This is a genomic window from Streptomyces sp. NPDC001781 (genome assembly GCF_053596035.1).
On sequence record NZ_JBSFFI010000024.1, the window covers coordinates 40,056 to 63,618 of the forward strand.

24 protein-coding genes are annotated in these 23,563 nt (G+C 73.4%); 10 read left to right on the forward strand and 14 right to left on the reverse strand.

All coding sequences use genetic code 11. From position 1 onward, the window contains the following. Positions 1–65: 65 nt before the first annotated feature. Positions 66–272, forward strand: a complete 207-nt coding sequence (locus ACWCV3_RS21470; RefSeq protein ID WP_451226395.1) for a hypothetical protein — start codon at positions 66–68, stop codon at positions 270–272. A 22-nt stretch (positions 273–294) separates the two neighbouring features. On the opposite strand, the gene ACWCV3_RS21475 is transcribed toward ACWCV3_RS21470, so the two are convergent. The 3 genes from ACWCV3_RS21475 to ACWCV3_RS21485 all read right to left on the reverse strand — a co-directional run bounded on the left by ACWCV3_RS21475 (position 295) and on the right by ACWCV3_RS21485 (position 4,524). After that, complete coding sequence (locus tag ACWCV3_RS21475) at positions 295–1,263, reverse strand: lysylphosphatidylglycerol synthase domain-containing protein (RefSeq protein ID WP_451226398.1); 969 nt, start codon at positions 1,261–1,263, stop codon at positions 295–297. Between the two features lie 172 nt (positions 1,264–1,435). Beyond that, positions 1,436–3,787 (reverse strand): glycoside hydrolase family 65 protein, encoded by a 2,352-nt coding sequence (locus ACWCV3_RS21480; RefSeq protein ID WP_451226401.1) that lies wholly within the window; start codon positions 3,785–3,787, stop codon positions 1,436–1,438. After that, on the reverse strand, positions 3,784–4,524 hold the full coding sequence (locus tag ACWCV3_RS21485) for an HAD family hydrolase (protein WP_451226404.1): 741 nt from the start codon (positions 4,522–4,524) through the stop codon (positions 3,784–3,786). Before ACWCV3_RS21485 ends, ACWCV3_RS21480 begins: the two co-directional genes overlap by 4 nt. Positions 4,525–4,629: 105 nt before the next feature. Between ACWCV3_RS21485 and ACWCV3_RS21490 the strand changes: the two genes are divergently transcribed. The 5 genes from ACWCV3_RS21490 to ACWCV3_RS21510 all read left to right on the forward strand — a co-directional run bounded on the left by ACWCV3_RS21490 (position 4,630) and on the right by ACWCV3_RS21510 (position 11,166). After that, positions 4,630–5,295 (forward strand): nucleoside/nucleotide kinase family protein, encoded by a 666-nt coding sequence (locus ACWCV3_RS21490; protein WP_451226407.1) that lies wholly within the window; start codon positions 4,630–4,632, stop codon positions 5,293–5,295. Positions 5,296–5,460: 165 nt separating this feature from the next. Continuing rightward, entirely contained in the window at positions 5,461–7,134 is a 1,674-nt protein-coding gene (locus ACWCV3_RS21495; protein WP_451226409.1) for a phospholipid carrier-dependent glycosyltransferase, read from the forward strand. Positions 7,135–7,188: 54 nt separating this feature from the next. Then, entirely contained in the window at positions 7,189–8,127 is a 939-nt protein-coding gene (locus ACWCV3_RS21500; RefSeq protein ID WP_451226412.1) for a MurR/RpiR family transcriptional regulator, read from the forward strand. A gap of 189 nt (positions 8,128–8,316) precedes the next feature. Next, positions 8,317–8,697: a hypothetical protein gene (locus tag ACWCV3_RS21505; RefSeq protein WP_451226415.1), complete on the forward strand. Its 381-nt coding sequence runs from the start codon at positions 8,317–8,319 to the stop codon at positions 8,695–8,697. Positions 8,698–8,886: 189 nt separating this feature from the next. Further along, positions 8,887–11,166, forward strand: a complete 2,280-nt coding sequence (locus ACWCV3_RS21510) for a SpoIIE family protein phosphatase (RefSeq protein WP_451226558.1) — start codon at positions 8,887–8,889, stop codon at positions 11,164–11,166. 4 nt (positions 11,167–11,170) lie between these two features. Here the strand turns inward: ACWCV3_RS21510 and ACWCV3_RS21515 are convergent, their stop codons facing one another. Beyond that, a complete protein-coding gene (locus tag ACWCV3_RS21515; RefSeq protein ID WP_451226418.1) occupies positions 11,171–11,779 on the reverse strand; it encodes a peptidoglycan-binding domain-containing protein in 609 nt (202 codons plus the stop codon). A gap of 67 nt (positions 11,780–11,846) precedes the next feature. Next, positions 11,847–12,698: a hypothetical protein gene (locus ACWCV3_RS21520; protein WP_451226421.1), complete on the reverse strand. Its 852-nt coding sequence runs from the start codon at positions 12,696–12,698 to the stop codon at positions 11,847–11,849. Positions 12,699–12,863: 165 nt separating this feature from the next. Between ACWCV3_RS21520 and ACWCV3_RS21525 the strand changes: the two genes are divergently transcribed. After that, the gene (locus ACWCV3_RS21525) at positions 12,864–13,595 is read left to right on the forward strand and encodes a TetR family transcriptional regulator (protein WP_451226424.1); all 732 of its coding nucleotides are present in this window, start codon (positions 12,864–12,866) and stop codon (positions 13,593–13,595) included. 116 nt (positions 13,596–13,711) lie between these two features. Continuing rightward, positions 13,712–14,116, forward strand: coding sequence for a Zn-ribbon domain-containing OB-fold protein (locus tag ACWCV3_RS21530; protein WP_451226427.1), 405 nt, complete (start codon positions 13,712–13,714; stop codon positions 14,114–14,116). A gap of 286 nt (positions 14,117–14,402) precedes the next feature. Here the strand turns inward: ACWCV3_RS21530 and ACWCV3_RS21535 are convergent, their stop codons facing one another. Then, the gene (locus tag ACWCV3_RS21535) at positions 14,403–14,789 is read right to left on the reverse strand and encodes a PPOX class F420-dependent oxidoreductase (RefSeq protein ID WP_451226430.1); all 387 of its coding nucleotides are present in this window, start codon (positions 14,787–14,789) and stop codon (positions 14,403–14,405) included. 143 nt (positions 14,790–14,932) lie between these two features. Between ACWCV3_RS21535 and ACWCV3_RS21540 the strand changes: the two genes are divergently transcribed. Together ACWCV3_RS21540 and ACWCV3_RS21545 are read left to right on the forward strand one after the other, a co-directional pair. Next, positions 14,933–15,763: an SAM-dependent methyltransferase gene (locus ACWCV3_RS21540; protein ID WP_451226432.1), complete on the forward strand. Its 831-nt coding sequence runs from the start codon at positions 14,933–14,935 to the stop codon at positions 15,761–15,763. Between the two features lie 136 nt (positions 15,764–15,899). Further along, positions 15,900–17,273, forward strand: a complete 1,374-nt coding sequence (locus tag ACWCV3_RS21545) for a S1 family peptidase (RefSeq protein WP_451226435.1) — start codon at positions 15,900–15,902, stop codon at positions 17,271–17,273. Between the two features lie 85 nt (positions 17,274–17,358). On the opposite strand, the gene ACWCV3_RS21550 is transcribed toward ACWCV3_RS21545, so the two are convergent. From ACWCV3_RS21550 to ACWCV3_RS21585, 8 genes are all read right to left on the reverse strand, one after another. Then, complete coding sequence (locus tag ACWCV3_RS21550; RefSeq protein WP_086696398.1) at positions 17,359–17,544, reverse strand: hypothetical protein; 186 nt, start codon at positions 17,542–17,544, stop codon at positions 17,359–17,361. Positions 17,545–17,678: 134 nt separating this feature from the next. Beyond that, a complete protein-coding gene (locus ACWCV3_RS21555) occupies positions 17,679–18,374 on the reverse strand; it encodes a L,D-transpeptidase family protein (protein ID WP_451226439.1) in 696 nt (231 codons plus the stop codon). A gap of 147 nt (positions 18,375–18,521) precedes the next feature. Further along, entirely contained in the window at positions 18,522–19,331 is an 810-nt protein-coding gene (locus tag ACWCV3_RS21560; RefSeq protein ID WP_451226442.1) for an SDR family NAD(P)-dependent oxidoreductase, read from the reverse strand. A gap of 77 nt (positions 19,332–19,408) precedes the next feature. Further along, on the reverse strand, positions 19,409–20,038 hold the full coding sequence (locus ACWCV3_RS21565) for an MBL fold metallo-hydrolase (RefSeq protein ID WP_451226445.1): 630 nt from the start codon (positions 20,036–20,038) through the stop codon (positions 19,409–19,411). Then, positions 20,038–21,126: an S-(hydroxymethyl)mycothiol dehydrogenase gene (locus ACWCV3_RS21570; RefSeq protein WP_451226448.1), complete on the reverse strand. Its 1,089-nt coding sequence runs from the start codon at positions 21,124–21,126 to the stop codon at positions 20,038–20,040. The genes ACWCV3_RS21565 and ACWCV3_RS21570 overlap by 1 nt, the downstream gene beginning before the upstream one ends. 233 nt (positions 21,127–21,359) lie before the next feature. After that, entirely contained in the window at positions 21,360–21,659 is a 300-nt protein-coding gene (locus ACWCV3_RS21575) for a hypothetical protein (protein WP_451226451.1), read from the reverse strand. A gap of 207 nt (positions 21,660–21,866) precedes the next feature. Further along, the gene (locus tag ACWCV3_RS21580; protein ID WP_451226454.1) at positions 21,867–22,895 is read right to left on the reverse strand and encodes an alcohol dehydrogenase; all 1,029 of its coding nucleotides are present in this window, start codon (positions 22,893–22,895) and stop codon (positions 21,867–21,869) included. Between the two features lie 97 nt (positions 22,896–22,992). After that, positions 22,993–23,487, reverse strand: a complete 495-nt coding sequence (locus tag ACWCV3_RS21585) for a metallophosphoesterase family protein (protein ID WP_451226457.1) — start codon at positions 23,485–23,487, stop codon at positions 22,993–22,995. Between the last annotated feature and the right edge of the window lie 76 nt (positions 23,488–23,563).

Genomic DNA, 23,563 nt, shown 5'->3' on the forward strand with positions numbered 1-23,563 from the left:
ATGGTGGGAGTGTGCCCCGTTCGGCGGCACCGGCACGGATGCGCCCATCCGGAGGAGGAGGCACCATGTCGAGTTCCACACCCGAAGAGTCGCGGTCGATCGACGACCACTGCACCCCCGACGCCCTGCTGCACAGCGCCCCGGCCAGGGACGTCACCCCGGAGGACCTGGTGATGGCGGCGGGCAGGGACGTCACCCCGAAGACCCTGGACTGGGCCCGCCGCAAGCTGGAGACGGAGGGCTCGGCTGCGATCGAGAAGCTGCTGCCCTGACGTAAGCGCCTTCTCCAGACCCTCACAGCGCCTTGCGGCGCATCAGGACGGCGAGGGTCAGCAGGCCGGGCGGCAGGGGCAGCCAGACGGTCAGCATGCGGTAGCCGAGCACGGCGGAGGCGGCCGTGGCGGCGGGCGCGCCGGACGTGGTGAGCGCGAGGACGAGCGCCGCGTCCAGCGAGCCGAGCCCGCCCGGCGTGGGCAGCAGGGCGGCCGCGCCGCTGGCGGCGAGGTAGAGCAGGGCCACCTCGGGGGCGGGCAGTGGCAGCGCCACCGCGCGGGCCACCGCGACCAGGACCGCGCAGTGCAGCGCGGCGAAACCGAGTGAGCCGCCCCAGAGGGCCGCCGCGCGCGCCGGCCGGGCGTGCACGGCCCGTACGTCGGTCATCAGCGCGCTCAGCGGCCGGCGGCAGCGCGGCCACAGCGGACCGGCGGCGAGCACCGCGAGCAGCAGCGCCGCGCCGAACGCGCCGGTCAGCCAGACCAGCGGCACATCGGGCACGCTCAGCAGCCCCGGACAGAACGGCACCAGCAGCGCGATCAGCAGCAGCTTCGACACGCCCCCGGCGCCGCCCTTGACGGCGAGCGCACCGGCCGAGCGGCCCACGGGCAGCCCGCAGCGCAGCAGGAACCGCAGGTTCACCGCCCCGGCACCGATCCCGGCCGGCAGCAGATGGTTGGCGGCGCTCGCCGCGAACTGGGCCGCGACGAGCCGGACGCGGGGCAGACGTTCCACCACGGCCCCCTGCTGGGCGAGCGCGGAGGCCGCCCAGGTGCCCACCGCCGCGACCGCCCCGAACGAGAGCCAGCCCTGGTCGGCCTCGGTGAGCCGCACCGCGCCCCCGCGGACGGTGGGCCAGTACCGCTGGGTGAGGTAGGCGAGGACGAGGAGGACGGAGACCAGCAGGCCCACCTGCCACACGAGACCCCGCACGCGCTGACCCGGACGGCCGGCCGGTACGGGGAGCGCTTCGGGAGCGTCCTGGGTCATCGGCACCCCTCCCCCTCCACGGAAGCACCCGTCGCCGACGTCCAGGGAAACCGGGCGTCACGGCGAAATCAAGGTCAAACTAACGCGGATTCGCGTCGCCCGCCGCGCACCCGCGGCCATCCGGCGGCGGCGCGGCGCGCGGCGGGGGTGCGGGCACGACGACCGGGCGGGCTCAGAGCCCCTTCGGCACCCGGTGCGGCGGCTGCTCCGGCGTGGGCCTCGGGGTGAGCGGCGGCACGGTCCGCACCGCGGGCTCGTCGGCCTCCAGCATCACGGTCTCCCCGTGGTGCTCGATGATCAGCGGCGGCCCTTCGAGCAGCGTGTACGTCGTCTTGTCCCCGCTGATCTCCACGCGCAGCCGCCGTCCCCGGAACTGCAGGTGGAAGGCGAGTTTGCGCAGCCGCTCGGGCAGACGGGGCGCGAAGCTCATCCCGGCCGGGCCCTCCAGCACCCGCCGCATGCCGCCGAATCCGGCGACCAGCGCCATCCAGGTCCCTGCCAGCGAGGCGATGTGCAGCCCGTCGCGGGTGTTGTGCTCCAGGTCGTGCAGGTCCATCAGCGCCGCCTCGGTCGTGTAGGCGTAGGCGAGCCGCAGATGGCCCGCCTGGGCGGCGATGACGGCCTGGCAGCAGGCCGACAGGGAGGAGTCGCGCACGGTCAGCGGCTCGTAGTAGGCGAAGTTCCGCGCCACCTGCTCGTCGTCGAAGTAGGACGGGCAGGTGTACATGGCCAGGACGAGGTCGGCCTGTTTGACGACCTGTTTGCGGTAGAGGTCGAAGTAGGGGAAGTTCAGCAGCAGGGGGTACTGCTCGGGGCGGGTCCCGGCGAAGTCCCAGCGCTGGTAGCGGGTGAAGCCGGCGCTCTGCTCGTGGACGCCGAGTTCGTGGTTGTAGGGGATGTTCATCGCCTCGGCCGCGTCGCGCCAGGCCGCGCTCTCCTCCTCGTCGGCGCCGAGCCGCTGCGCCTCGTCCGGGTAGCGCTCCACGGCGTCGGCGGCCGCGAGCAGGTTCTGCCGCGCCATCAGGTTCGTGTACGTGTTGTCGTCGGCGACCGCGCTGTACTCGTCGGGCCCGGTGACGCCGTCGATGTGGAACGCGCCGTGATGGTCGTGGTGGCCCAGCGAGCGCCACAGCCGGGCGGTCTCCACCAGCAGCTCCAGCCCCACCTCCCGCTCGAAGCGGAGGTCGCCGGTGGCCTCCACGTACCGCACGACCGCGTCCGCGATGCCGGCGTTCACATGGAAGGCGGCGGTGCCCGCGGGCCAGTAGGCGGAGCCTTCCGAGCCCTCGATGGTCCGCCAGGGGAAGGCGGCGCCGCCGAGTCCCAGCTGGGCCGCGCGTTCCCGGGCCGCGTCCAGGGTGTTGTGGCGCCAGCGCAGCGCCTCGGCGACGGCACGGGGCGCGGTATGGGTGAGCAGGGGCAGTACGAACATCTCGGTGTCCCAGAACGCGTGCCCGTCGTAGCCGGAGCCGGTGAGGCCCTTGGCGGGGATGGCGCGCTGCTCGGCGCGGGCGCCGGCCTGGAAGACGTGGAAGAGGGCGAAGCGTACGGCCTGCTGGATCTCCTCGTCACCGTGCACCTCGACGTCGGCACGCGCCCAGAAGTCGTCGAGCGCCGCCCGCTGGTCGGCCATCAGTCCTTCCCAGCCGTCATGGGAGGCGGCGGCGAGCGCCGCGTCAACCTGGTCGGCCATGGCGGGCAGCGAGCGGGTGCCGGACCAGCCGTGTGCGACCAGTTTCTCCACCCGCAGGGTGTGGCCGGGCTCCAGTACGGAGGTGACGGTGAGCCGGGCGACGTCGATGCCGCTCTCGCTGCGGCTGGTGGTGCGGCCCGGCCCGGTGACGACGTGGTCGGCGGCGACCGCGACCCTGAGACCGCTGCGCTTGGTGCGGTGCACCAGCCGAAGCCGCTCACCGGAGGCGAAGCCGTCCTCCTGTTCCAGGGGGGAGCGCAGGCTCATGGCGGCGCGCGGGTCGCCGTTGGGCTCGGGCAGGCTCTCGTTGGCGACCAGTTCGGACTGGATCACGACCCGGCTGGGACGGCCCACGGCCTCCACCTCGTAGGCGATGGCGGCCACCGCGCGCTGGGTGAGCGAGACCAGCCGGGTGGAGCGCACCCGGACCGTGGACCCGGCCGGCGAGGTCCACTCGCAGGTGCGCTCCAGCACCCCGCGGCGCATGTCGAGGACGCGTTCGTGGGAGACCAGGCGGCCGTACCGCAGGTCGAAGGGTTCGTCGTCCACCAGCAGGCGCAGGATCTTGCCGTTGGTGACGTCGATGACGCTCTGCCCGGACTCCGGGTAGCCGTAGCCCGCCTCCGCGTACGGCAGCGGGTGCACCTCGTGCACCCCGTTGAGGTAGCTGCCGGGCAGGCCGTGCGGCTCACCCTCGTCGAGGTTGCCGCGCCAGCCGACGTGCCCGTTGGACAGCGCGAACACCGACTCGCTCTGGGCGAGTACGTCCAGATCGAGGTTGGTCTCGCGCACGTGCCAGGGCTCGACCGTGTACGCCCGCTCAGTGATCACTGCGTCCCTCCCAGCTCGGCGAGGTCATTCACGACGATATGCGCGCCGTGCGCGTACAGCGCGTCGGCCTGCCCCGTGCGGTCCAGCCCCACCACGTATCCGAAGCCTCCGGCGCGGCCGGCGTCCATCCCGGCGAGCGCGTCCTCGTAGACGGCGGCCCGCTCCGGGGGCACGCCCAGGTCGTCGGCGGCGGCCAGGAACGTGTCGGGTTCCGGCTTGCCCGGCAGGTGGCGTTCGGCGGCCACCACGCCGTCGATCCGCACGTCGAAGAGGTCCTCGGCGTCGATCGAGCGGAGCACGTCCTGGCAGTTGGCGCTGGAGGAGACGATGGCGGTGGCCAGGCCGGCCGCGCGCACGGCCGCCAGATACCGCAGTGTGCCCTCGTACGCCTCGACTCCGTCGGTGCGGATCTTCTTCAGGAGCAGTTCGTTCTTGCGGTTGCCGAGGCCCTGCACGGTTCCGGCGTCCGGCGGGTCGTCGGGGGCGCCTTCGGGCAGTTCGATCCCGCGGGACTTCAGGAAGGAGCGGACGCCGTCGGCACGCGGGCGGCCGTCCACGTACTCGTCGTAGTCGGCGACCTCGTCGAACGGCCGCGCGTCGGGGCCCTCGTGGTCGCGGAGGAAGGCGTCGAAGGTCTCCTTCCAGGCGGCGGCGTGCACGACGGCCGTCTTGGTGACGACGCCGTCGAGGTCGAACAGGCACGCCTGGATGGTGTCGGGCAGTCCGAGCTGAGTCATACTCTGCTCCCTTCCCCGGATCGGGCCCGGCGATCACGCCGTTCCGAGCGGAAATCAGGGCGCCCCGGGCCCGCCTGGCGCCCGCCCGGTGGCACACTCTGCCGCATGCCGCCGACGTTCGACGATCTCCTCATCCGCGCCCGCAGCCTGGTCAGGGACGGGCGGCGCGCGATCCTCGGGATCGCGGGCGGTCCGGGAGCGGGCAAGACGACTCTCGCCCGGCACCTCGTACGCGCCCTGGACACGGACGGCCCGCCCTGGGCGGCGCACGTCCCGATGGACGGCTTCCACCTGGCCGACGCCGAACTGGACCGGCTGGGCCGCCGGGACCGCAAGGGCGCCCCGGACACCTTCGACGCGGCCGGGTACGCGGCGCTCCTGCGCCGGCTGCGCGAGGCCCCCGCCGACGGGGACGAGGTGGTGTACGCACCCGCCTTCGAGCGGGACCTGGAGCAGCCGGTGGCGGGCTCGATCCCGGTGCCGTCGGCGGCCCGGCTGGTCGTGACCGAGGGCAACTACCTTCTGCTGCAGGAGGGTTCGTGGGCCGGGGTGCGGCCGCTGCTGGACGAGGTCTGGTACTGCGAGGTCGACGAGCCGGAGCGGGTGCGGCGGCTGGTGGCCCGGCACGTGGAGTTCGGCAAGGAGCACACGGCGGCTGTCGCCTGGGTGCTGGGCACCGACCAGCGCAACGCCGACCTGATCGCCACCACGCGGGACCGGGCGGACCTGGTGATACCGGCCTCGTCGCTGCCCGGACCCGGCCGGGGCTGAACCGGCGCCCGCCGGGCCCCGTATCCGTGGGTGCGCGGCGGGGGGACCGCCGGGCGGGCCGGTGCGGGCGGTGGCACCGCCGGTCGCGGGAACGGTGCGCGGCCACGGCCCCGGCGGGGCCGGATCGGCGCCGGGACCGGTGCGGCCCGTGCCACCGTGGGGCGGATGATGGCGAGCGAACACCTCGGGACCGGGGCGATCACCGCACCGGCGCCCCCGGCACCCCCGCTCTCCCGCCCCCCTGGCCGCCGATGGCTGGTCCCGGTGCTGGTGGCGCTGCTCCTGGCCCAGATGGCGGCGGCGATGGCCACCACGGCCGTCCGGCAGACGCCCACCATCGACGAGCCGGTGTACGTGGTCACCGCCACCGACTACCTCCACGAGCACCGGCTGCGCTACAACCCCGAGCACCCGCCGCTCGGCAAGCTCCTGATCGCGGCCGGGGTCGCGGTGGCCGCCCCGCACTACGACCCCGATTTCCCCGGCACCCAGGGCGAGGCGGGCCGGCATCTGCTGTACGGGGCGGGGAACGACCCCGGGCGGCTGATGCTGTGGGCGCGGCTGCCGGTGATCGCACTGACACTGCTCGGCGGGCTGGTGGTGTTCGCCTTCGCACGGGACCTGGCCGGGAGGGCGGCCGGTCTCGTGGCGCTCGCGCTGTACGCCTTCTGCCCCGACGTGGTCGCCCACGGCTCGCTGGCCACGCTGGACCTCCCGGCGACCGTCTTCCTGCTGACCTCGGTCTGGCTGGCCTGGCGGGCGCGGCACCGTCCCCGCCTCCACGTGCCGCTCGCCGGGGCGGCGCTGGGCGCGGCGGCGGCGACGAAGATGAGCGCGCTGCCGGCGATCCCGCTGCTGATGCCGCTGGCCGCCTGGTCGGTGTGGCACGCGCGAGCCGGTGCCGGGCGGCGGCGCAGGGCGCTGTCGGCGCTCGGGGGTGCGGCAGCGGTGCCGGCGGTGGCGGTGGCCGTCGTCTGGGCCGCCTACCTGGCGGTCGATCCACAGCTCGGTTTCGCGCCCGCCGAGCCGGTCCCGCCGCTGGCGGGCAAGCGGGCGCTGGTGAGCGGCCTGCTGCCGCTGCCGCCCGCCTACGGCGCCGGACTGCGGGCGCAGTTCGCCATGGAGTACCACCCGTGGGAGGGTTTCCTGTTCGGCCGGGTGTACACCGGTGCTCTCTGGTACTACCTGCCCGCGGCCCTCCTGGTGAAGACCCCGCTCGGCCTCCTCGCCCTGGGCGCGGCGGGCGCCGTGAGCGTCCTGGCGTCGCCCCGCCTGCGCCCCGCGGCTCCGTACCTGCTGCTGCCGCCCCTGCTGCTGCTGGCGGTGGCGTCGACGGGAGCGCGGGACTTCGGCACCCGGTACGCGCTGTTCGTCCCGGTGTTCCTGGCGCCGGCCGGGGGCTGCGTCGCGCTCTGGCGGCGCCGGTGGGCGCGAGCGCCGGCCGGGCTGCTGGTGCTGTGGGTGGCGGTGAGTTCTCTGCGGACCTTCCCGTACTACCTGCCGTACGCCAACGAGGCGTTCGGCGGGCCCGCGCGGACGCACCGGCTGCTGCACGACTCCAACGTGGACTGGGGCCAGGACCTCGGCGTCCTGGCGGACCGGTTGCGGGAGCGGTACCCGGGCGAGCGGGTGTGGCTGGTCTACAAGGGCAGCGGGGTCCCGTCCTACTACGGCATCCGCGCGGGCGCCCCGCTCACGGTGCCGCCGGAGCGGGTGCGCGGGCTGCTGGTGGTGTCGGACTCGGCCGCCGCCAAGGCGCGGGGGCGGCTGGCGGAGCTGATCCGGACGAGCCGGCCGGTGGACGACGTGGGGCACTCGATCACGGTGTACCGGCGCTGACTCCCCGGACCAACACGCGGGGCCACCTGGGGCGGTGAGCTATGTTGACTCGTCGTGGGAGACAAAGTGGACGGACCGGCGCCCTCGCCGCAGCAGGCTCGCGCCCAGGCATCAGCGATCACCTCGGGCGGGACGGCCACGGGCACCGAGGCGGCGCCGACCTCCCAGCTCCGGGCGCTGTTCGACGGGCCCCGGCTCTCCCCGGGGCAGCGCCGGGTGGCGCAGTACCTGATCGAACACCTCACCGAGGCCGCGTTCCTGTCCATCACCGAGCTGGCCGACCGGGCCGGGGTGAGCCAGCCCTCGGTGACCCGGTTCGCCTCCGCCGTGGGCTTCAGCGGGTATCCCGCGCTGCGGGAGCGGCTCCAGTCGATCGCCCTGGGCGCGCTGGCGGGTCCGGGCGAGGAGGACCGGGCGAACGAGTTGCAGGCGGCCGTGGACGCGGAGATCCAGAACCTGGAGCATCTGCGCCGCGACCTGGCCGACCCCGACCGGGTGGTCCGGGTGGGCCGCGAGCTGTCCCGCTCCACTCCCCTGACCGTGCTGGGGCTGCGCATCTCGGGGTCGCTCGCGGAGTACTTCGGGTACGCGGCGCGGCGTATCCACCCCGACGTCCGGCTGGTGACACGGGGCGGCAGCGTGGCGTGCGACGCGCTGCTGCAGTCCCGTGAGGCGGGCGGCACCTGGGTGCTGGCGTTCGCCATGCCCCGGCACGCGCAGGAGACGCTCGCCGCGCTGCGGGTCGCGCGGGAGGCGGGGCTGAGGGTGGCGCTGGTCACCGACCTCGCGCTGGGCCCGCTGGCGGAGGAGGCCGACGTCACCTTCGCCACCGGCACCGGCTCCCGGCTGGTCTTCGACTCCTACGCCGCCCCCGGCCTGCTGGCCGCCGCGCTGCTCCAGGCGATGACCGACGCCGATCCCGAGCGCACCCAGGCCCGGCTGGAGAAGTACGAGCAGGTCACCGAACAGCAGCAGTTCTTCCTGCGGGACTGATCGGCGGCGGGTTTCCCGCACTCCTTCCCGGCTGCGGCACGGATGAATGTTTTCATCCGTCTTGCAAAGCAGTTGGCATATATAAATACTGCTCACGGATTCCGAGGCGGCCTCCGTCCGGCCCGCCCGGGCCAGGGCCGCCCCCACCCGTCGGACCCCCCTCTCCCGCGACGAGGCACACCGGAAGCGATGAGCATGCCGATCACCACCACGCGCATCAGTCCCGACTGGCCCTGCCAGGTCAAGCAGCCGGGCAGCTACGACTGGGAACGCTCGGCGGCCAAGTGGCTGCGCGAACTCGTCCCGGCGCGCTACGCCAGCTACCCGGCGCTGATCCGCCACCCCGTCCTGCTGGCCCGGCACGCCGGGCTCCAGGTGCAGCAGGAGATCCGGGTGGCCCGCACCGCGCTCCAGACCGCCCGCGCCGAACTGCCGGTGCTCGGGCTGCCGGAGTCGGTCATCGAGCACACCATCAAGCTGTACGCCGCCGAGCTGCTCCAGCTCCAGCACATCGCGCGCAGTGTCCGTGCCGTCTCCGAGGCGCTGGGCACCCGCGGCACCGGCCGCTGACCCCGCTCCTCGCGCACCTGATCCGGCACTCGCCGCCCCTGATGGGAGCGGTCCGGCCGGACAAGTGAGCGAGCGGCCGGGGTGTGCGATGCTCGTCGCGTGACGAGCGAGCCCACCCCTTCCGCGGAGACCGGCTTCGGCGCCGATGTGGCGGCGCTGGCCAAAGTCGTGGCCCGGCAGCGCGCCGAGATGGAGCGGCTGCGGGACCTCACCGCGTCCTCGGCGGTGCTGGAACGCGCCAAGGGCGCGCTGATGGCCCTGACCGGCCGGTCCGCCGAGGCCGCCCAGGAGGAGCTGCTCGCCCGTGCCGAGGCCGGGCGCCGCACCCTGATCGAGGAGTGCTGGCTCACCCTGGGGACGCTGGAGCTCCCGAAGCCGGCCGCGCCGGACGCCGGACCGGCCGGGCTGCCGGTGCCGGCTTCCGCCTCGCGCAGGCCCGCACCGACGGTGCCCGGCGACCTCGCGGACGTCCTGGCCGACCTCGGCCGGGCCCTGGTACGGGTCGGCTCGCCGCAGGAGCTGGCCGGGGTCCTGCTGCGCCATCTGGGCCCGGACGCGGCGGCCGACGCCGTCCTGCTGTACCAGCACGTCCAGGGGGACGGCCTCGAACTCATCGGGTACGCGGGCGTCGACGCCGCCCTCGCCGGGCGCTGGCACCAGATGCCCGAGGTGAACAGGCTCGCCCCGCTGGACTGCCTGCGCGCGGGTGAGCCGCACTGGCTGGAGGATCTCGCCCAGGACCGACGCCGCTACCTGCTCGGGGACCCGCCCGAGCGCTGGCTGTCGCGGGCCTGGCTGCCGGTCCCCGGCGGGCCCGGTTCAGGGGTGGCGCTCGGCGTGCTGCGCACTCAGGAAGGACCGTTCGAACCCCGAGAGCGGCAGCTGCTGCTGGGCGCCGCCCGGTTGTGCGCGGGCCGTCTGCGCGCCTTCGACGCGGACCGGGCCGACGACGCGGACGGCATCACCCCGTACGTGCAGACGGTGCTCGACGCGCTGCCGGGTGCCGCGATCCTGCTGCGCCCGCTGCGCGCCGCGTCCGGCGCGGTCGAGGACTACCGGATCGAGGCCGCGAGCCAGGAGGCGGTCGACGTGTTCGGCAACAGCGGGCGCGAGATGCTGGGCCGGCAGATCCTGGAGAGCTATCCCACCGTCGCGGCCGAGCAGTTGTGGCACGGCTACCTGACGGCGCTCACCACGGGAGTGCCGTTCGAGAGCGCGCCCTTCGCCTACCAGGACGTGGTGGACGGCGTACCGGTGACCGCGACGTACTCCGTGCGGGCGGCACCGCTGGGCGACGGGCTGCTGGTGACCTGGCTGCGGCTGGACCCGGTGGAGCGGCAGGAACAGCGGCTCTGGAACGTGCAGCGGCTGGGCAACCTCGGCTGGGCCAACTGGAACCTGGTCACCGGCGAGGTCTCCTGGTCGGCACAGACGTACGCCGTGCTCGGTCTCAACGCGGCACGGGGACCGGTGCCGCTGGCGGAGCTGCCCGGGCTGGCGGCGGCGCAGGACGCGGCTCCGCTGCGTGCCGCGATCAGCGAACTCGTGCGTCACGCCCGCCCTTTCGACGTGCCCTTCCGGGTGGACACGCCGGGCGGGGTGCGGCACCTGCGGATCGTCGCGGAGGCGGTGACCGAGCCGGACGGCACCCCCGCCGAGGTGCACGGGTTCGTGCAGGACATCACCGCCCAGCGCAGCGCCGAACTCGCGCTGGTGGAGAGCGAGCGGGCGATGCTGCTCCAGCGCGGGGTGCTCCATGCCGAACGCGCGCTGGCCGGCCGGTTGCAGCACGCACTGCTGCCGCTGCCGTCCGGGCGGGTCCGGCTGGGCGGTCTGCGGGTGGAAGTCGCCTATCTGCCGGGCCAGTCGGGTCTCCAGGTCGGCGGCGACTGGTTCAGCGCGGTCGAACTCTCCGACAACGCGGCCCTGTTCGTGGTCGGCGACGTGGCCGGACATGGCATCGACGCGGTGGCCACGATGGCTCAGCTCCGGTTCACCGCGAAGGGCATGGTGGGCACCGGCTCCTCGCTGACCGGCGCGCTGAACCGGCTGAACACTCTGCTGCTGCACTCGCGGGACGGCCGCTCCACCGCCACCATGGTGCTCGCCCGCTACGACCCCGTGACCCGCGTGCTGACCTGGGCCCAGGCCGGGCACCCGCCGCCGCTGCTGGTACGCGGGGACTCGGCCCGCTTCCTCGACCGGCCCGTCGGCATGCTGCTCGGCGCGAGCGCGACCCCGGTGTACGACTCCGCCGAGACCCGGCTGGAACCCGGTGACCGGCTGCTGCTGTTCACCGACGGTCTGGTGGAGCGCCCCGGCGAGGACATCCTCGCGGGCTTCGCCCGGCTGGCCCGGACGGTCCGCGCCGAGGGCGGCGACAGCCTGGACTCGCTGCTCGCCTCGATGCTGGTGGACGCGCACCGCGACGATGTGTGCGTGGTGGACGTCCGGCTGCCGGAGGAGTGAGGGCTCAGCCGGTGCCGGAGCGCGCCTCGAGGTCGCGGCGGGTGTCGTCGCCGTAGACGCCTCTCTCGTCGCCCCGGATGCCGTACCAGAGCTGGAACCGGGCGACCGCCGCGGCCAGTCGGGCGTCGTAGGGTCCGGTGGCCGAGCCGTCGCGGAAGACGTCGGGGATGCTGAGCAGACGGCGCCGCAGCTCGGTGACCTCCGGGCCGAAGTCGCCCTGGCGGAGGATGCCGGGGCCGTCGGGGTCTGCCGCCGGGGGAGCGGAAGGGACGGAAGACCGCGCGGGGCGCGCGGTCGATTCCTGGAGGTCGGGGAGCAGGAGCGCGCAGCCGAGGCCGACGACGGCGGCTGCCGCCAACGCCGGTGCGACGGCCCGGCGCCGCCGGCGTGGCCTCGGGGCCGCCGTGGTCTCGGCCGGGACCGGCGGCAGCTCCTCGGTGTCGGCGTCGGCCTCCGTGTCGGCGGGAGGCGGGTGCCGCGCACCCTCACCCGGTTCCGGCATCAGCTCTCGCATCAGCTCCGCGAGTGCGTCGGCGGGCCGGGCGCGCAGGACGCGTACGGGTTCCACGACCCTTGCGGGGCGCGGGCGTTCGGGATCGGGGGGTGTCGGCACGCTGCTCTCCTTCCGTCCCTCGCCGGGGGATACGGAGCGCGGGGCGGTGCCGTTCAGCGGGCCCGCGTCAGGCGGGGGTCAGTGAACCCGCCAGCACGAAGCGGCTCAGGGACGCGGTGAGCGTGCCCACGAAGGCGTCCTGCTCCTCCTCGGGCAGGACGTCCAGGGAGAGGTAGGGGTTGAGGTCCTCCAGCTCGACCAGGAGCAGTTCGCCCGCCAGGGTGCGGCAGGCGTCGACGCGCTGGATGCCGTGGCCGAGCGCGTTCCAGTCGACGAAGCCGCGCGCGAACTCCAGGTCCGCGGCGGTCGCCCGGTACGGCTTGAGGTCCCAGCGGTCGCGGGGGTCGGGGGCGTAGAGGGCGTACTGGAAGTCGTCGTCCACGAAGTAGAAGGACACCTCGTGGACGAAGTCGATGTGCGGCTGGACCAGGACCGAGCCGTCCGCGACCGGGGCGTCGGCGACGCGGCTCGCCGGGACGGTGCGCAGGCCGAGGGAGTCGGCGCCGTAGGTCGGCTTGACCACGTACCGGTCGGCGGCGGGCAGCCGGTGCAGGTCCTCGGCGCGGTCGACGGTGGGTATGACCGGCAGCCCGGCCGCGGTGAGGTCGAGCAGATACCCCTTGCCGGCCATGTCGGCCTTGCCGGTCAGCGGGTTGTAGACGCGGGTACCGGTCTCGAGCGCGCGGGCGCGGAACGCCTCGTACTCCGCGTGGTAGCCCAGTACGGGGCCGCTGTTGCGCACCACTACGGCGTCGAAGCCCTCCATCAGCGCGGCCGCGTCCATCGGGTGGCACAGGGCGAGGTCGAAGCGGTCGCGCAGCCGGGAGGTGAGGAAGACGTCCTCGTCGCCGTAGCGACGCCCGCGGGCCGGGTACGCCAGGTCGGTGACGTAGAGCAGGCGGGGGCGGGCGGAGGGCATACGCGATCTCCTCGTACGGGCCGGGTGCCGACAGGGTGGAGAAAGGTTACGTCGCAGCAGGTGGACGATGATCGCCGGGCCCGTGTGGAGCACTCCGTTCCCTCGGAAGACCGCTTGCGCTGCACTCAGTGCCAGGCTCGGGCCCCGGATGCTACGTTCCCGTCCATGAGCACCAGCAGTGCGGCGTCGCCCGCGAAGCCGCCGATGCGGGACGCCCTGGTCGCGGCCGCCTTCCAGCTCTTCCTGGAGCGCGGGTACGAGCAGACCACGGTGGACGACATCGTGGCGCTGGCGGAGGTCGGACGGCGTTCGTTCTTCCGCTATTTCCCTTCCAAGGAGGACGTGGTCTTCCCCGACCACGAGAGCTGCCTCGCCGACATGACCGCGTTCCTCGCGGCGGGCGAGAACGACGCGGAGCCGGTGCGACGGGTGTGCGACGCGGCCCGGCTGGTGCTGCGCATGTACGCGGAGAACCCGGCCTTCTCGGTCCAGCGCTATCGGCTGACGCGCCGGGTGCCGGGGCTGCGGACCTACGAGCTGTCGGTCGTCTGGCGCTACGAGCGCGCGCTCGCCGCGTATCTGCGCGGCCGGTTCGCGGGGCGGCCGGACGGCACGCTGCGGGCGGACGTGATCGCGGCCGCGGTGGTCGCCGCGCACAACAACGCCCTGCGCTCGTGGCTGCGTTCGGACGGCACGGGGGACGCGGAGGCGGCCGTGGACCACGCGCTGGGCCGCGTACAGGCGGCGTTCGCAGACACGCCGGCCCGGCCCGCGCCCTCCCCCTTCCCGCCCGAGCCGCCACGCCCCGACGACGTCGTCGTCCTGGTGGCCCGCCGGGACGCTCCCCTCTGGCAGGTGGTGCGGCAGTTCGAGGCGGCCCGGGGCGACAACCGGTAATTCAGGGTACGCAGTTCCTTTACGAGTGACACTGAGTGCCATACGCTGTCGCTCGTGCACGGTGGCACGGCATCGGGCACGAGCGGATTCCGGCCCAGTGCAGGGAGTTGACGAGCGTGTACCACCACTCAGCAGGAACGGCACAGCCGGTGGCGGGCTCGGCGAGCCTCCTCACCGAACGCCCCGCCGACTCCATCGAGTACCAGCGCTGCGGCTGGTGCGGCACCGCGATGTACCACCGTCTCCTCTGTCCGGTCTGCCAGGGCAGCGACCTCCGCACCGAGCGCAGCGAGGGTGTGGGCACGGTCCGCCACTCCAGCACCGTGCACCGCAACACCCCCGCCGCCCGCAACGTCTCCCTCGTCGAACTCGCCGAGGGCTTCGTCGTACGCGGCCGCGTCATGGGCCCCCCGATCGGCATCCACAGCGGCGACCGTGTCCGCCTGTCCACGGCGCAGGACCCGGTACGCGGGGAGCCGGTCTTCCAGTTGCTGGACGAGTCGTGCCGGGCGTGGACCTGAGGCGGCCGGCTGGGGCCTGTCCGGCGGATCAGAGCATGTGGAACAGCGGTGCCGGGGGGTCAGGGTCTTTCGTCCGGATCAGGCAGGACCCCGCGAGCCCGGCCTGATCCGGACGAAAGACCCTAAGGGCTGTCCCGCAATCCCCGGCGGGCGCGCGACGACAGCTACGGCACCTCGCCGCGTTGCCGGATCATCCGCATACACCCAGTATGCGGACGACCCTCCGCCTTGCGATGCACCGCATCTGGCGCCGCGCGCTGATCCACCGTGGATTACGGGACAGCCCTTAGGCCGGGAACGTGATCCGGATTCCCACCGTGCCCTCGGTCCCCCGGCGCAGCCTGCTGCCGAGCAGGGTCAGGCGGCCCGCGAGGCCGTACTTGCGGGCGATCAGGGTGCGGTAGCGGGCCGTCGTGGCGGGGTCGGCGATCTCGGCGTGCGCGGGGTGCGGGGCGCCGGTCGGGCGGCCGCGCATGTCGCAGGGGCCCACCAGGACGTCCTCGCGGCGGCGGATGCGCTTGACCTTGTAGCTGTCGGCGGCCGTCCAGACACCGAGGGCATCGCCGTCGGGGACGACCCAGACCGGGGTGGCCACCGGGGTGCCGTCCTTGCGATAGCTGGTGACCAGCAGGTACTTGCCCGAGCCGAGCCGGGACACAAGCGCGTCGTCCATGACCGCGAGTCTACGAGGGCGACCTCACCGGGACCGCGCCGACACCCCCGGATGCCGCGGACCTGCGGCGCGGAGCAACTCCGGCGTCTACATTGCGTCTTGACCGGTACCTTCCGTCCCAGGCACCCCAGGAGCTGACTGTCGTGACCGACAACCCGGCCGCCACCAACGACGTGGCCGTGTCCCTGCGCGCCCGCATCAACACCGGCCAGCCGCACACCGCCCGGATCTGGAACTACTGGCTGGGCGGCAAGGACAACTACGAGGTCGACCGCGCGGCCGGCGACCAGATCCGCCAACTGCACCCAGGCATCGGGGAGTACGCCCGCCACGACCGCCTCTTCCTGGGCCGCGCCGTGCGTCATCTGGTCGGAGACCTCGGCATACGGCAGTTCCTGGACATCGGCACCGGCCTGCCCACCGCCGACAACACGCACGAGGTCGCCCAGGGCCTGGCGCCGGAGGCACGGGTCGTCTACGTCGACAACGACCCGCTGGTCCTGACCCACGCCCGCGCCCTGCTCACCAGCACCCCCGAGGGCCGTACCGACTACCTCGACGAGGACCTGCGCAACATCGACGCGATCTTCGAGCACGCGGCGAAGACGCTGGACTTCAGCCGGCCGGTGGCCCTGATGCTGCTCGGCGTGGTCATCTTCATCGGCGACGACGAGGACCCGTACCGCCTGGTGCGGCAGTTGGTGGACCGGCTGCCGGCCGGGAGCCACCTGGTGCTCTCGCACACCGTCACCAGCCCCTCGATGCCGGACGTGGACGAGGCGGTCAAGTTCTGGAACGAGCACGGCACCCCCAGGCTCACCCAGCGCACCCCCGAGGACGTGACCCGCTTCTTCGACGGCCTGGAACTGCTGGAGCCGGGCGTGGTGTCCTGCTCGCGCTGGCGCCCCGAGGACAACGGGGACGCCGAGCCCGAGGAGGTCGCCATGTTCGGCGGGGTGGCCCGCAAGAACTGACCCGGCCGACCGGGCGGAACGGTGTCCTGCGGTGAACGCTCCAGGCCCCGGCCGCGTACTGACGGGGGGCGCTCACGACCGGAGGGCCCCGTGCCGCCGGCAGGGGCGGTGCGCGCTCGGGGTTCGGGAGTCTGGCATGAGGCACGCACGACGGCGGGTCGTCCGGCGAGTGACACGGCTGGTGGCCGTCGGCGGACTCCTCCTGGGAGCGGGGATGGTCGCGCAGGCGGCCATGGCGAGCGAGACCCCCGCCCGGCCGGCCACCACGTTCGGCGCCGCCGTTACGGCCGGGACCAGGGGCGCGGCACTCGCGGAGAAGCTCGGCACGGCCCGCTCGGCGGGCAACTGGGTGGACGCCGAGGGCCGTCCGGTCGTCGCCGTCACCGACGAACGGGCCGCCGCCGAGGTACGCGCGGCCGGAGCGCGGGCGAAGGTCGTCGGCCACAGCATGGACGAGCTGAAGTCGGCCACCGGTGGACTGCGTTCGGCCCCGCGCGTGCCGGGCACCGCCTGGGCGGTGGACTACCGCACCAACCGGGTCGTGGTGAGCGGGGACCGCACGGTGTCGTCCGGCGACTGGACGAAGATGACCCATGTCGCCTCACGCATCGGCGACTTCGTCACCATGCGGCGGACCGGGGGCAGGTTCACCACCCGGCTCAACGGGGCCCAGCCGATCCTCTCGACCGGTGGCCGCTGTTCGGCCGGGTTCAACGTCACCGACGGGCAGCGGGACTTCATCCTGACAGCAGGGCACTGCGGGCCGACCGGCTCCATCTGGTTCGCGGACGGTCAGGGCACCCGGCAGCTCGGCGCGACGGTCGCCAGCACCTTCCCCGGCGGCGACTTCTCCCTCGTCCAGTACGACACCGGCAAGGCCGGCCAGGGCGCCGACGTGGTCGCGGTCGGCGGCGGCAAGGGCGTACGGATCACCGGCGCGGGCGACGCGGCCGTGGGCCAGCGGGTGTTCCGCAGCGGCAGCACCAGCGGGCTGCACGACGGCCGGGTGACCGCGCTCGGCGCGACCGTGAACTACCCCGAGGGCACCGTCACCGGGCTTGTCGAGACCGACGTGTGCGCCGAACCCGGCGACAGCGGCGGCCCCATGTTCTCCGAAGGCGTCGCACTCGGCGTCACCTCGGGCGGCAACGGCGACTGCGCCACGGGCGGCACGACCTTCTTCCAGCCGGTGACCAAGGCGCTCGGCACGCTGAACGTGAGGCTCATCACCGCCACGCCTCCCGCCGGTGCCCAGGGCGCCGCCCCAGCCCCGGCGACGGAGGCCGGCCGGAGCGGGATGACGCCGAGCGCGGCCCGCCCCGGCTCCTCGGCACCGGTGACCGGCGTGGACGGTCAGACCCTGCTGGCCCGCCTCACCGACACCCGCAACGTCGGCCCCGGCCTGCTGGTGATCGCGGGCAGTGTGATCGCACTGGTCGCCACCCGGTACCTCCGTGCCGAACAGGACCGCAAGGCGTACCAGCGGCACTACTCGGCGACCTGGGGCTGACCCCGTCCGGATACGGGCGCGCCAAAGGAGGGCACCCGGTCACGGGTGCCCTCGGGCGGTTCGACGGTGGCTCTGCGGGATCCGGTCAGACCGGGCGGCGCGGCGTCGGGGCCGCGGCGGCCCACTCCATCACGAGGCGCTGGTACTCCGCGCGCTGCTCGCTGGTCAGGATGCCGCCCGACCGGCGCCACAGGGCCCGGATCTCCTCGTTGACCTCCGCGGCCGAGCGCCCGCAGGAGGCTTCAGCAGTGGTGGACATGGTGTGAAGCATATGCCGGTCACCGTGAAGGCGCCGTGAATAAGTGCGCTCGATTCGGGCATTTCGGACCGTGTTAATCATCACGTCAAGAAGCCGTGCGGAAGGGCGAGTTCGTCTCGGCCCGCCCGTCCGCACGCGGGCCGTGCTCAGGTTCCGGGCTTACGGCCGTAGACGAAGACGTCGTCGCCGTTCTTCAGCAGCGACCAGTACTTCTTCGCGTCCTTCGTGGTCATGTTCACACAGCCGTGGGAGCCCGGCGGGTTCCACATGCTGAGACCGACGGAGTGGAACGCCTGCCCGCCGTCGAAGAACTGGCTGTACGGCATCGGCACGTCGTAGAGGTTGGAGACGTGGTCGATGTCACGCCAGTAGATCTTCTTCAGGCCGGTGCGGGTCTCGTACTTGTCACGGCCGGTGCGCACCGGGACGGGGCCGTAGACCAGCTTCCTGCCGTCCTGGATCCAGCTGAGCTGGAGGGTGAGGTCCACGCAGGCGACGCGGCCCTTGTTCACCGGGCACTTGCCGTCCTTGCCGGGATTCTTCCCCACGGCCTTCTGCCGGTTCATGAGGTCCATCACACCCCAGGTGACGGGTCCGGCGTAGCCGATGGCCGGCGTGATGCCGTGCTTGTTCTGGAAGCTGCGGATGGCCGAGCAGTCCCCCGAGGACTGCTTGCCGTCCGCCGTGCGGCCGAGGAACCGCTCGACCTGCTTCTGGTACGGACCCGCCTTGGTGGAGCAGCTCGCGGCCTGGGCCGGAGCGGCGGTGGCGGCGAGGGTGAGCGGCGCGACCAGCGCGCCGACCCCGAGTGCGACGGCTCCCCTTCTGCGTATGTCGCCCATGGTCGGCCCCATCCCTTCTCCCCTGCGGGTCCCGGGGTGGTCGCCCGGGGTTCTCGGCCCCGGTGGTTCCTGGGGCTTTCGGCCTACTAGACCGGCTCGTCGGCCGGAAGGTTGTGTTTCCGGCATGCTGTGACGAAACGGTGAACTTTAACCCGGTCCGCCGCGTCGGCCGTCCATCGCGGTCCGGAACCCTGTGTGCACCGAGGTCAGGCCCCCGTCGACGACCAGGGTGGTCCCGGTGATCCAGGCGGCGTCGCGGGAGGCGAGGAAGGCGACGGCCGCCGCGATGTCCTCGGGCTCGCCGACCCGGCCGAGCGGATAGCAGTCGCGTACGGCGTCCAGGTCGTCTTCGCGGCCCTCCCAGGCGGAGGTGCGCACGGTTCCCGGCGCGACCAGGTTGACCCGGACCCCGCGGCCGGCGGAGCGCCCGGCGAGGGTGCGGGTGAGGGAGCCGAGGCCGGCCTTGGCGGCGCTGTAGGCGTGGTTGCCGAAGTCCATCAGGCCGTTGACCGAGCCGATGCTCACGATGGCGCCGCGCCCGGAGGCGGCGAGGTGGGGCAGCGCGGCCCGGCAGCAGCGGCGGACGCCGCCCAGGGTGATGTCGAGGTCACGTGCCCAGGACTCGTCGGGGTCGTCCTCGAACCTGGTGCCCACCTCCGGTGAGCAGTGGGCGGCGCAGTTCACCAGCACGTCGAGCGAGCCGAAGACGTCGACGGCACGGGCGACGGCCGCCTCCACCGAGGCCCGGTCGGCCACGTCGCACACCGACGCCTCGGCCGAAAGCCCTTGCCGGCGCAGCGCGGTGGCGGTCCGCTCGGCCTCGGGTGCGTCCCGGTCGGTGACCAGGACCCGGGCGCCCTCCTGGGCGAGGCGCCGGGCGACGGCCGCGCCGATGCCCCGGCCCGCGCCCGTGACGAGGGCTCCGTGGCCCGTGAAGCGATGGGTGAGGTCGGTCATGGGCCGACGGTAGGGCAGCGGGGACCGTCGCGACAGAGGGTGTCCGGTCGCGGCGGCCCCCGTTCAGGCCGCGCGGATCAGTGACCCCGCTCGATCCACTCCTGAAGGTGGCCCGACTCCTCACCGATCGTGGTGGGGTCGCCGTGGCCGGTGAGCACCCGGGTCTCCGGGGGGAGGGTGAGCAGCCGGTCCCGGATCGAGTCGATGATCGTCGGGAAGTGCGAGTACGACCGGCCGGTGGCGCCCGGTCCGCCCTGGAAGAGGGTGTCGCCGCTGAACACCACGCCGAGACCGGGGTCGTAGAGGCAGACGGCGCCGGGGGCGTGGCCGGGCGTGTGCAGCACGGTGAGATCGGCCCCCGCCGCTTCCAGCACCTGGCCGTCGACGAGGTGCTCGTCGGGCTCGCGGTCGGGATGGGTGAGGCGCCACAGCGGCAGGTCGTCCGGGTGGAGCCAGATGGTGGCGCCGGTCAGATCGGCCAGGGCGGGGGCCGCGTTCACGTGGTCGTTGTGCGCGTGGGTGCACACGATCGCGGTGAGCCGGCGGTCGCCCACGGCGGCGAGGACGGCCTCGGCGTCGTGGGCGGGATCGATGACGACGGCCTCGTGGTCGTCTCCGACGATCCACACATTGTTGTCGACGTCCCAGGTTCCCCCGTCGAGGGTGAACTGGCCGGACGTGACGAGGCGTTCGATACGGGCGGTCATCAGAACTCCACCACCGATCGCAGCACGTCACCGTGGTGCATGCGCTCGAACGCCTGCTCCACCTGGTCCAGCCGGATCGTCTCGGTGACGAACGCCTCCAGCGGGAGGCGCCCCTGGAGGTGCAGGTCGATGAGCATCGGGAAGTCCCGCGAGGGCAGACAGTCGCCGTACCAGGAGGACTTGAGGGAGCCGCCGCGGCCGAACACGTCCAGCAGGGGCAGTTCGAGCTTCATCTCCGGGGTGGGCACGCCGACCAGGACGACGGTGCCGGCCAGGTCGCGGGCGTAGAACGCCTGCCGGTAGGTCTCCGGGCGGCCGACCGCGTCGATCACCACGTCGGCGCCGAAGCCGCCGGTCAGCTCACGGATCGCCTCGACCGGCTCGGTCTCCTTGGAGTTGACGGTGTGGGTGGCGCCCAGCGTGCGCGCCGTCTCCAGCTTGCGGTCGTCGATGTCGACGGCGATGATCCGTGCGGCACCGGCCAGCGCGGCACCGGCGACGGCCGCGTCCCCGACGCCGCCGCAGCCGATGACGGCGACGGAGTCGCCCCGGCCGACGTTGCCGGTGTTGATCGCCGCGCCGATGCCCGCCATCACACCGCAGCCGAGCAGTCCGGCGACGGCCGGGGAGACCTCGGGGTCGACCTTGGTGCACTGCCCGGCCGCGACGAGCGTCTTCTCGGCGAAGGCACCGATGCCGAGCGCGGGGGTGAGCTCCTGGCCGGTGGAGGCGAGGGTCATCTTCTGCTTCGCGTTGTGGGTGTTGAAGCAGTACCAGGGGCGGCCTCGCAGACAGGCGCGGCAATTGCCGCACACCGCACGCCAGTTGAGGATCACGAAGTCACCGGGCGCCACGTCGGTGACGCCCTCCCCCACCGACTCCACGACGCCTGCGGCCTCGTGGCCGAGCAGGAAGGGGTAGTCGTCGGAGATGCCGCCCTGCTTGTAGTGCAGATCGGTGTGGCAGACCCCGCAGGCCTGGATGTCCACGACGGCCTCGCCGGGGCCCGGATCGGGGATCACGATCGTCTCGATCCGTACCGGCTCGTCCTTCCCCGGTGCGACGACGCCGCGTACTTCCTGCGCCATGGTCGGGCCCCTTTCCGTCGGTGTTCCTCTTCGTCCCGACCCTACGCCACCGGGCACCGCCGGGAGGGCCGCACGAGGGCGTGGACCAGCGCGTTTCCCGGCACGGGGTGAGGGCCGCCCGGTCACGGACGGCCCTCATGGGTAAGGCTGTTCAGCTCCGGCCAGGTCCAGGTGGCCTCTCGTGCGGATCAGGCCGGACCCGCGGGGGTCCGGCCTGATCGGGACGACGGACTCTAGAGTCCGGGGAGCAGCCCGGTGACCGGGGCGGCGAGGTCGGTGAGCTGGTGCAGTTCGTTCAGCCGGTTCAGCTCGCTCACCTGGTTCAGGCCGCGCAACTGCTCGCCGACGCGCGGGACCTGGCTCTGGGCCTGGGGCGGGAGTTCGCTGAGGGCGGCGTCGTCCAGGACGGTCATCGGGTTGATCTGCCCGTTGGCCGGTGCGCTCGCGGCGGCCGCGTTCGCCAGGGGTGCGGCAAGGCCCGTGACACCGACGGCCAGACCGACGGCGGCGACGATGCGTCGTGTTGAGATCATGCCCCGATCAACGCCCGTGGCCCGTGCCGGACACGGGCGGTGGCCGTGCCTCACCCGACAGGCGGACCCCGTCGCCCGTGTTTGCCGTCGCCGCCGGGCGGAGGAGTCCCGGATGCGGGTCCCGCGGTCCGCCGCCCGCTCGGGACGAGCAGGCACGAGCAGCGCAACGGTCCAGGTCGGCTCCCGGCCGACCTGGACCTTCCCGGCTCAGCCGGTGGTGAGGACCATCCGGAAGCGGGCCTTGCCGGCGAGCATCTTCCGGAAGGCGGAGTCGACGTCGTCCAGCGGTACGGACTCGCTCATCGGGCGGATGCCGTGCAGGGCGCTGAACTCCATGGTGTCCTGCACGTCCTGGGAGGTGCCGGAGGGGTGGCCCTTCACCTCGCGGCCGGCCATGAGGAGCTGGACCGGGCTGATCTCCAGCGGCTCCGCGGTGGCACCGATGACGACGAGCCGGCCGCGCGGGGCCAGGCCGTCCACGGTGGCGGACATGGCGTCGGAGTTCCCGGCGGTGGCCAGCACCACCCTGGCGCCGCCGAGCGCCTGGAGCGCGTCGGCGACCGGGGTCCCCGAGGTGCTGTCGATGTAGTGGTGCGCGCCCAGCTCCCGCGCGAAGTCCTCCTTGTCCGCGCCGCGTGCGATGGCGACGGTCTCAAAACCCATCGCGGCCGCGTACTGCACGCCGAGGTGGCCCAGGCCGCCGATCCCCAGGACGGCGACCAGGTCTCCGCCGGGCCGGGCGTCCGAGCGCCGCAGGGCGTTGAAGGTGGTGACGCCCGCACAGGCCATGGGCCCCGCGTCGACCGCGTCCAGTCCGTCGGGAATGCGGGCGAGCGCGTCGGCGGGCACGATCACCTGCTCGGCGAAACCGCCGTCGTAGGCCCAGCCGGGCACCTGGAGGCGGACGCAGGTGATGAAGTCGCCCTCACGGCAGGGCTTGCACCAGCCGCAGCTCCCGCCGAACCAGCCGACCGCGACCCGGTCCCCGACCTTCCAGTCCCGCTCCGCCGCGCCCTCGCCCAGCTTGGCGATCCGCCCGGCGATCTCGTGCCCCGCGACCTCGGGGAAGGAGATGCCGGGCAGGCCGCCCTCGACGAACATGGCGTCGCTGTGGCAGATCCCGCACGCCTCCACGGCGATCCGCACATGGCCGGGGCCCGGCCGCCGCACCTCCCGTTCGACCAGCTCGAAGCTGCCGCCGGGTTCCGTCACCTGCGCCACTCGATAGGTACTCATACGCCTCTCCGGAGAACATCGCGACGAGCCCGCGCGGGCCCTCGGTCCAGCACACCAGCAGTACCCCGATCGCGCGCGCCGACGCGGGGAGCCGGGGTCACGGGAGACGGTGCGTGGTGACGCCGGTCAGGGCGCCGCCGGCCACGGTGGCGGTCATGTAGGTGGCGTGCGGCCGGTGCCGGCGGTCGGTCGGGGAGCCGGGGTTGAGCAGCCGGAGGCCACCGGGAGCGGTGGTGTCCCAGGGGATGTGGCTGTGCCCGAAGACCAGGACGTCAAGGCCGGGGAAGCGGGCGGCGCAGCGGGCCTCCCGGCCGCGGGCCGGCCCGGTCTCGTGGACCACGCCGAAGCGCAGGCCGCCCAGCTCGGCGTAAGCCACCTCAGGGAGCCGGGCGCGCAGGTCGTCTCCGTCGTTGTTGCCGTACACCCCGACCAGGTGGCGGCTGCCGGACTCCAGGAGGTCGAGGGTGGCGGTGTCCACCCAGTCGCCTGCGTGGAACACCACGTCCGCGTAAGGGAGTTCGGCGAGCAGGCGGTCCGGGAGCCGCTTGGCCCGCTTCGGCAGGTGGGTGTCGGACAACATCAGCAGGCGCACCTGTCCAGCATGGGGAAGCCCAATGGACAGGTGAAACTGAACAGCCCGAACTGGACAGTCTGGACTGATGCTGCTT

Excerpts from the sequence above, each read along its gene's own strand:
- ACWCV3_RS21565 (WP_451226445.1), bottom strand. The coding sequence starts at position 20,038 with ATGACCGCCCGTATCGAACGCCTCGTCACGTCCGGCCAGTTCACCCTC.
- ACWCV3_RS21545 (WP_451226435.1), top strand. The coding sequence starts at position 15,900 with ATGAGGCACGCACGACGGCGGGTCGTCCGGCGAGTGACACGGCTGGTG.
- ACWCV3_RS21535 (WP_451226430.1), bottom strand. The coding sequence starts at position 14,789 with ATGGACGACGCGCTTGTGTCCCGGCTCGGCTCGGGCAAGTACCTGCTG.
- ACWCV3_RS21570 (WP_451226448.1), bottom strand. The coding sequence starts at position 21,126 with ATGGCGCAGGAAGTACGCGGCGTCGTCGCACCGGGGAAGGACGAGCCG.
- ACWCV3_RS21495 (WP_451226409.1), top strand. The coding sequence starts at position 5,461 with ATGATGGCGAGCGAACACCTCGGGACCGGGGCGATCACCGCACCGGCG.
- ACWCV3_RS21560 (WP_451226442.1), bottom strand. The coding sequence starts at position 19,331 with ATGACCGACCTCACCCATCGCTTCACGGGCCACGGAGCCCTCGTCACG.
- ACWCV3_RS21470 (WP_451226395.1), top strand. The coding sequence starts at position 66 with ATGTCGAGTTCCACACCCGAAGAGTCGCGGTCGATCGACGACCACTGC.
- ACWCV3_RS21490 (WP_451226407.1), top strand. The coding sequence starts at position 4,630 with ATGCCGCCGACGTTCGACGATCTCCTCATCCGCGCCCGCAGCCTGGTC.
- ACWCV3_RS21505 (WP_451226415.1), top strand. The coding sequence starts at position 8,317 with ATGAGCATGCCGATCACCACCACGCGCATCAGTCCCGACTGGCCCTGC.
- ACWCV3_RS21575 (WP_451226451.1), bottom strand. The coding sequence starts at position 21,659 with ATGATCTCAACACGACGCATCGTCGCCGCCGTCGGTCTGGCCGTCGGT.
- ACWCV3_RS21550 (WP_086696398.1), bottom strand. The coding sequence starts at position 17,544 with ATGCTTCACACCATGTCCACCACTGCTGAAGCCTCCTGCGGGCGCTCG.
- ACWCV3_RS21510 (WP_451226558.1), top strand. The coding sequence starts at position 8,887 with ATGGAGCGGCTGCGGGACCTCACCGCGTCCTCGGCGGTGCTGGAACGC.
- ACWCV3_RS21525 (WP_451226424.1), top strand. The coding sequence starts at position 12,864 with ATGAGCACCAGCAGTGCGGCGTCGCCCGCGAAGCCGCCGATGCGGGAC.
- ACWCV3_RS21555 (WP_451226439.1), bottom strand. The coding sequence starts at position 18,374 with ATGGGCGACATACGCAGAAGGGGAGCCGTCGCACTCGGGGTCGGCGCG.
- ACWCV3_RS21580 (WP_451226454.1), bottom strand. The coding sequence starts at position 22,895 with ATGAGTACCTATCGAGTGGCGCAGGTGACGGAACCCGGCGGCAGCTTC.
- ACWCV3_RS21475 (WP_451226398.1), bottom strand. The coding sequence starts at position 1,263 with ATGACCCAGGACGCTCCCGAAGCGCTCCCCGTACCGGCCGGCCGTCCG.
- ACWCV3_RS21485 (WP_451226404.1), bottom strand. The coding sequence starts at position 4,524 with ATGACTCAGCTCGGACTGCCCGACACCATCCAGGCGTGCCTGTTCGAC.
- ACWCV3_RS21520 (WP_451226421.1), bottom strand. The coding sequence starts at position 12,698 with ATGCCCTCCGCCCGCCCCCGCCTGCTCTACGTCACCGACCTGGCGTAC.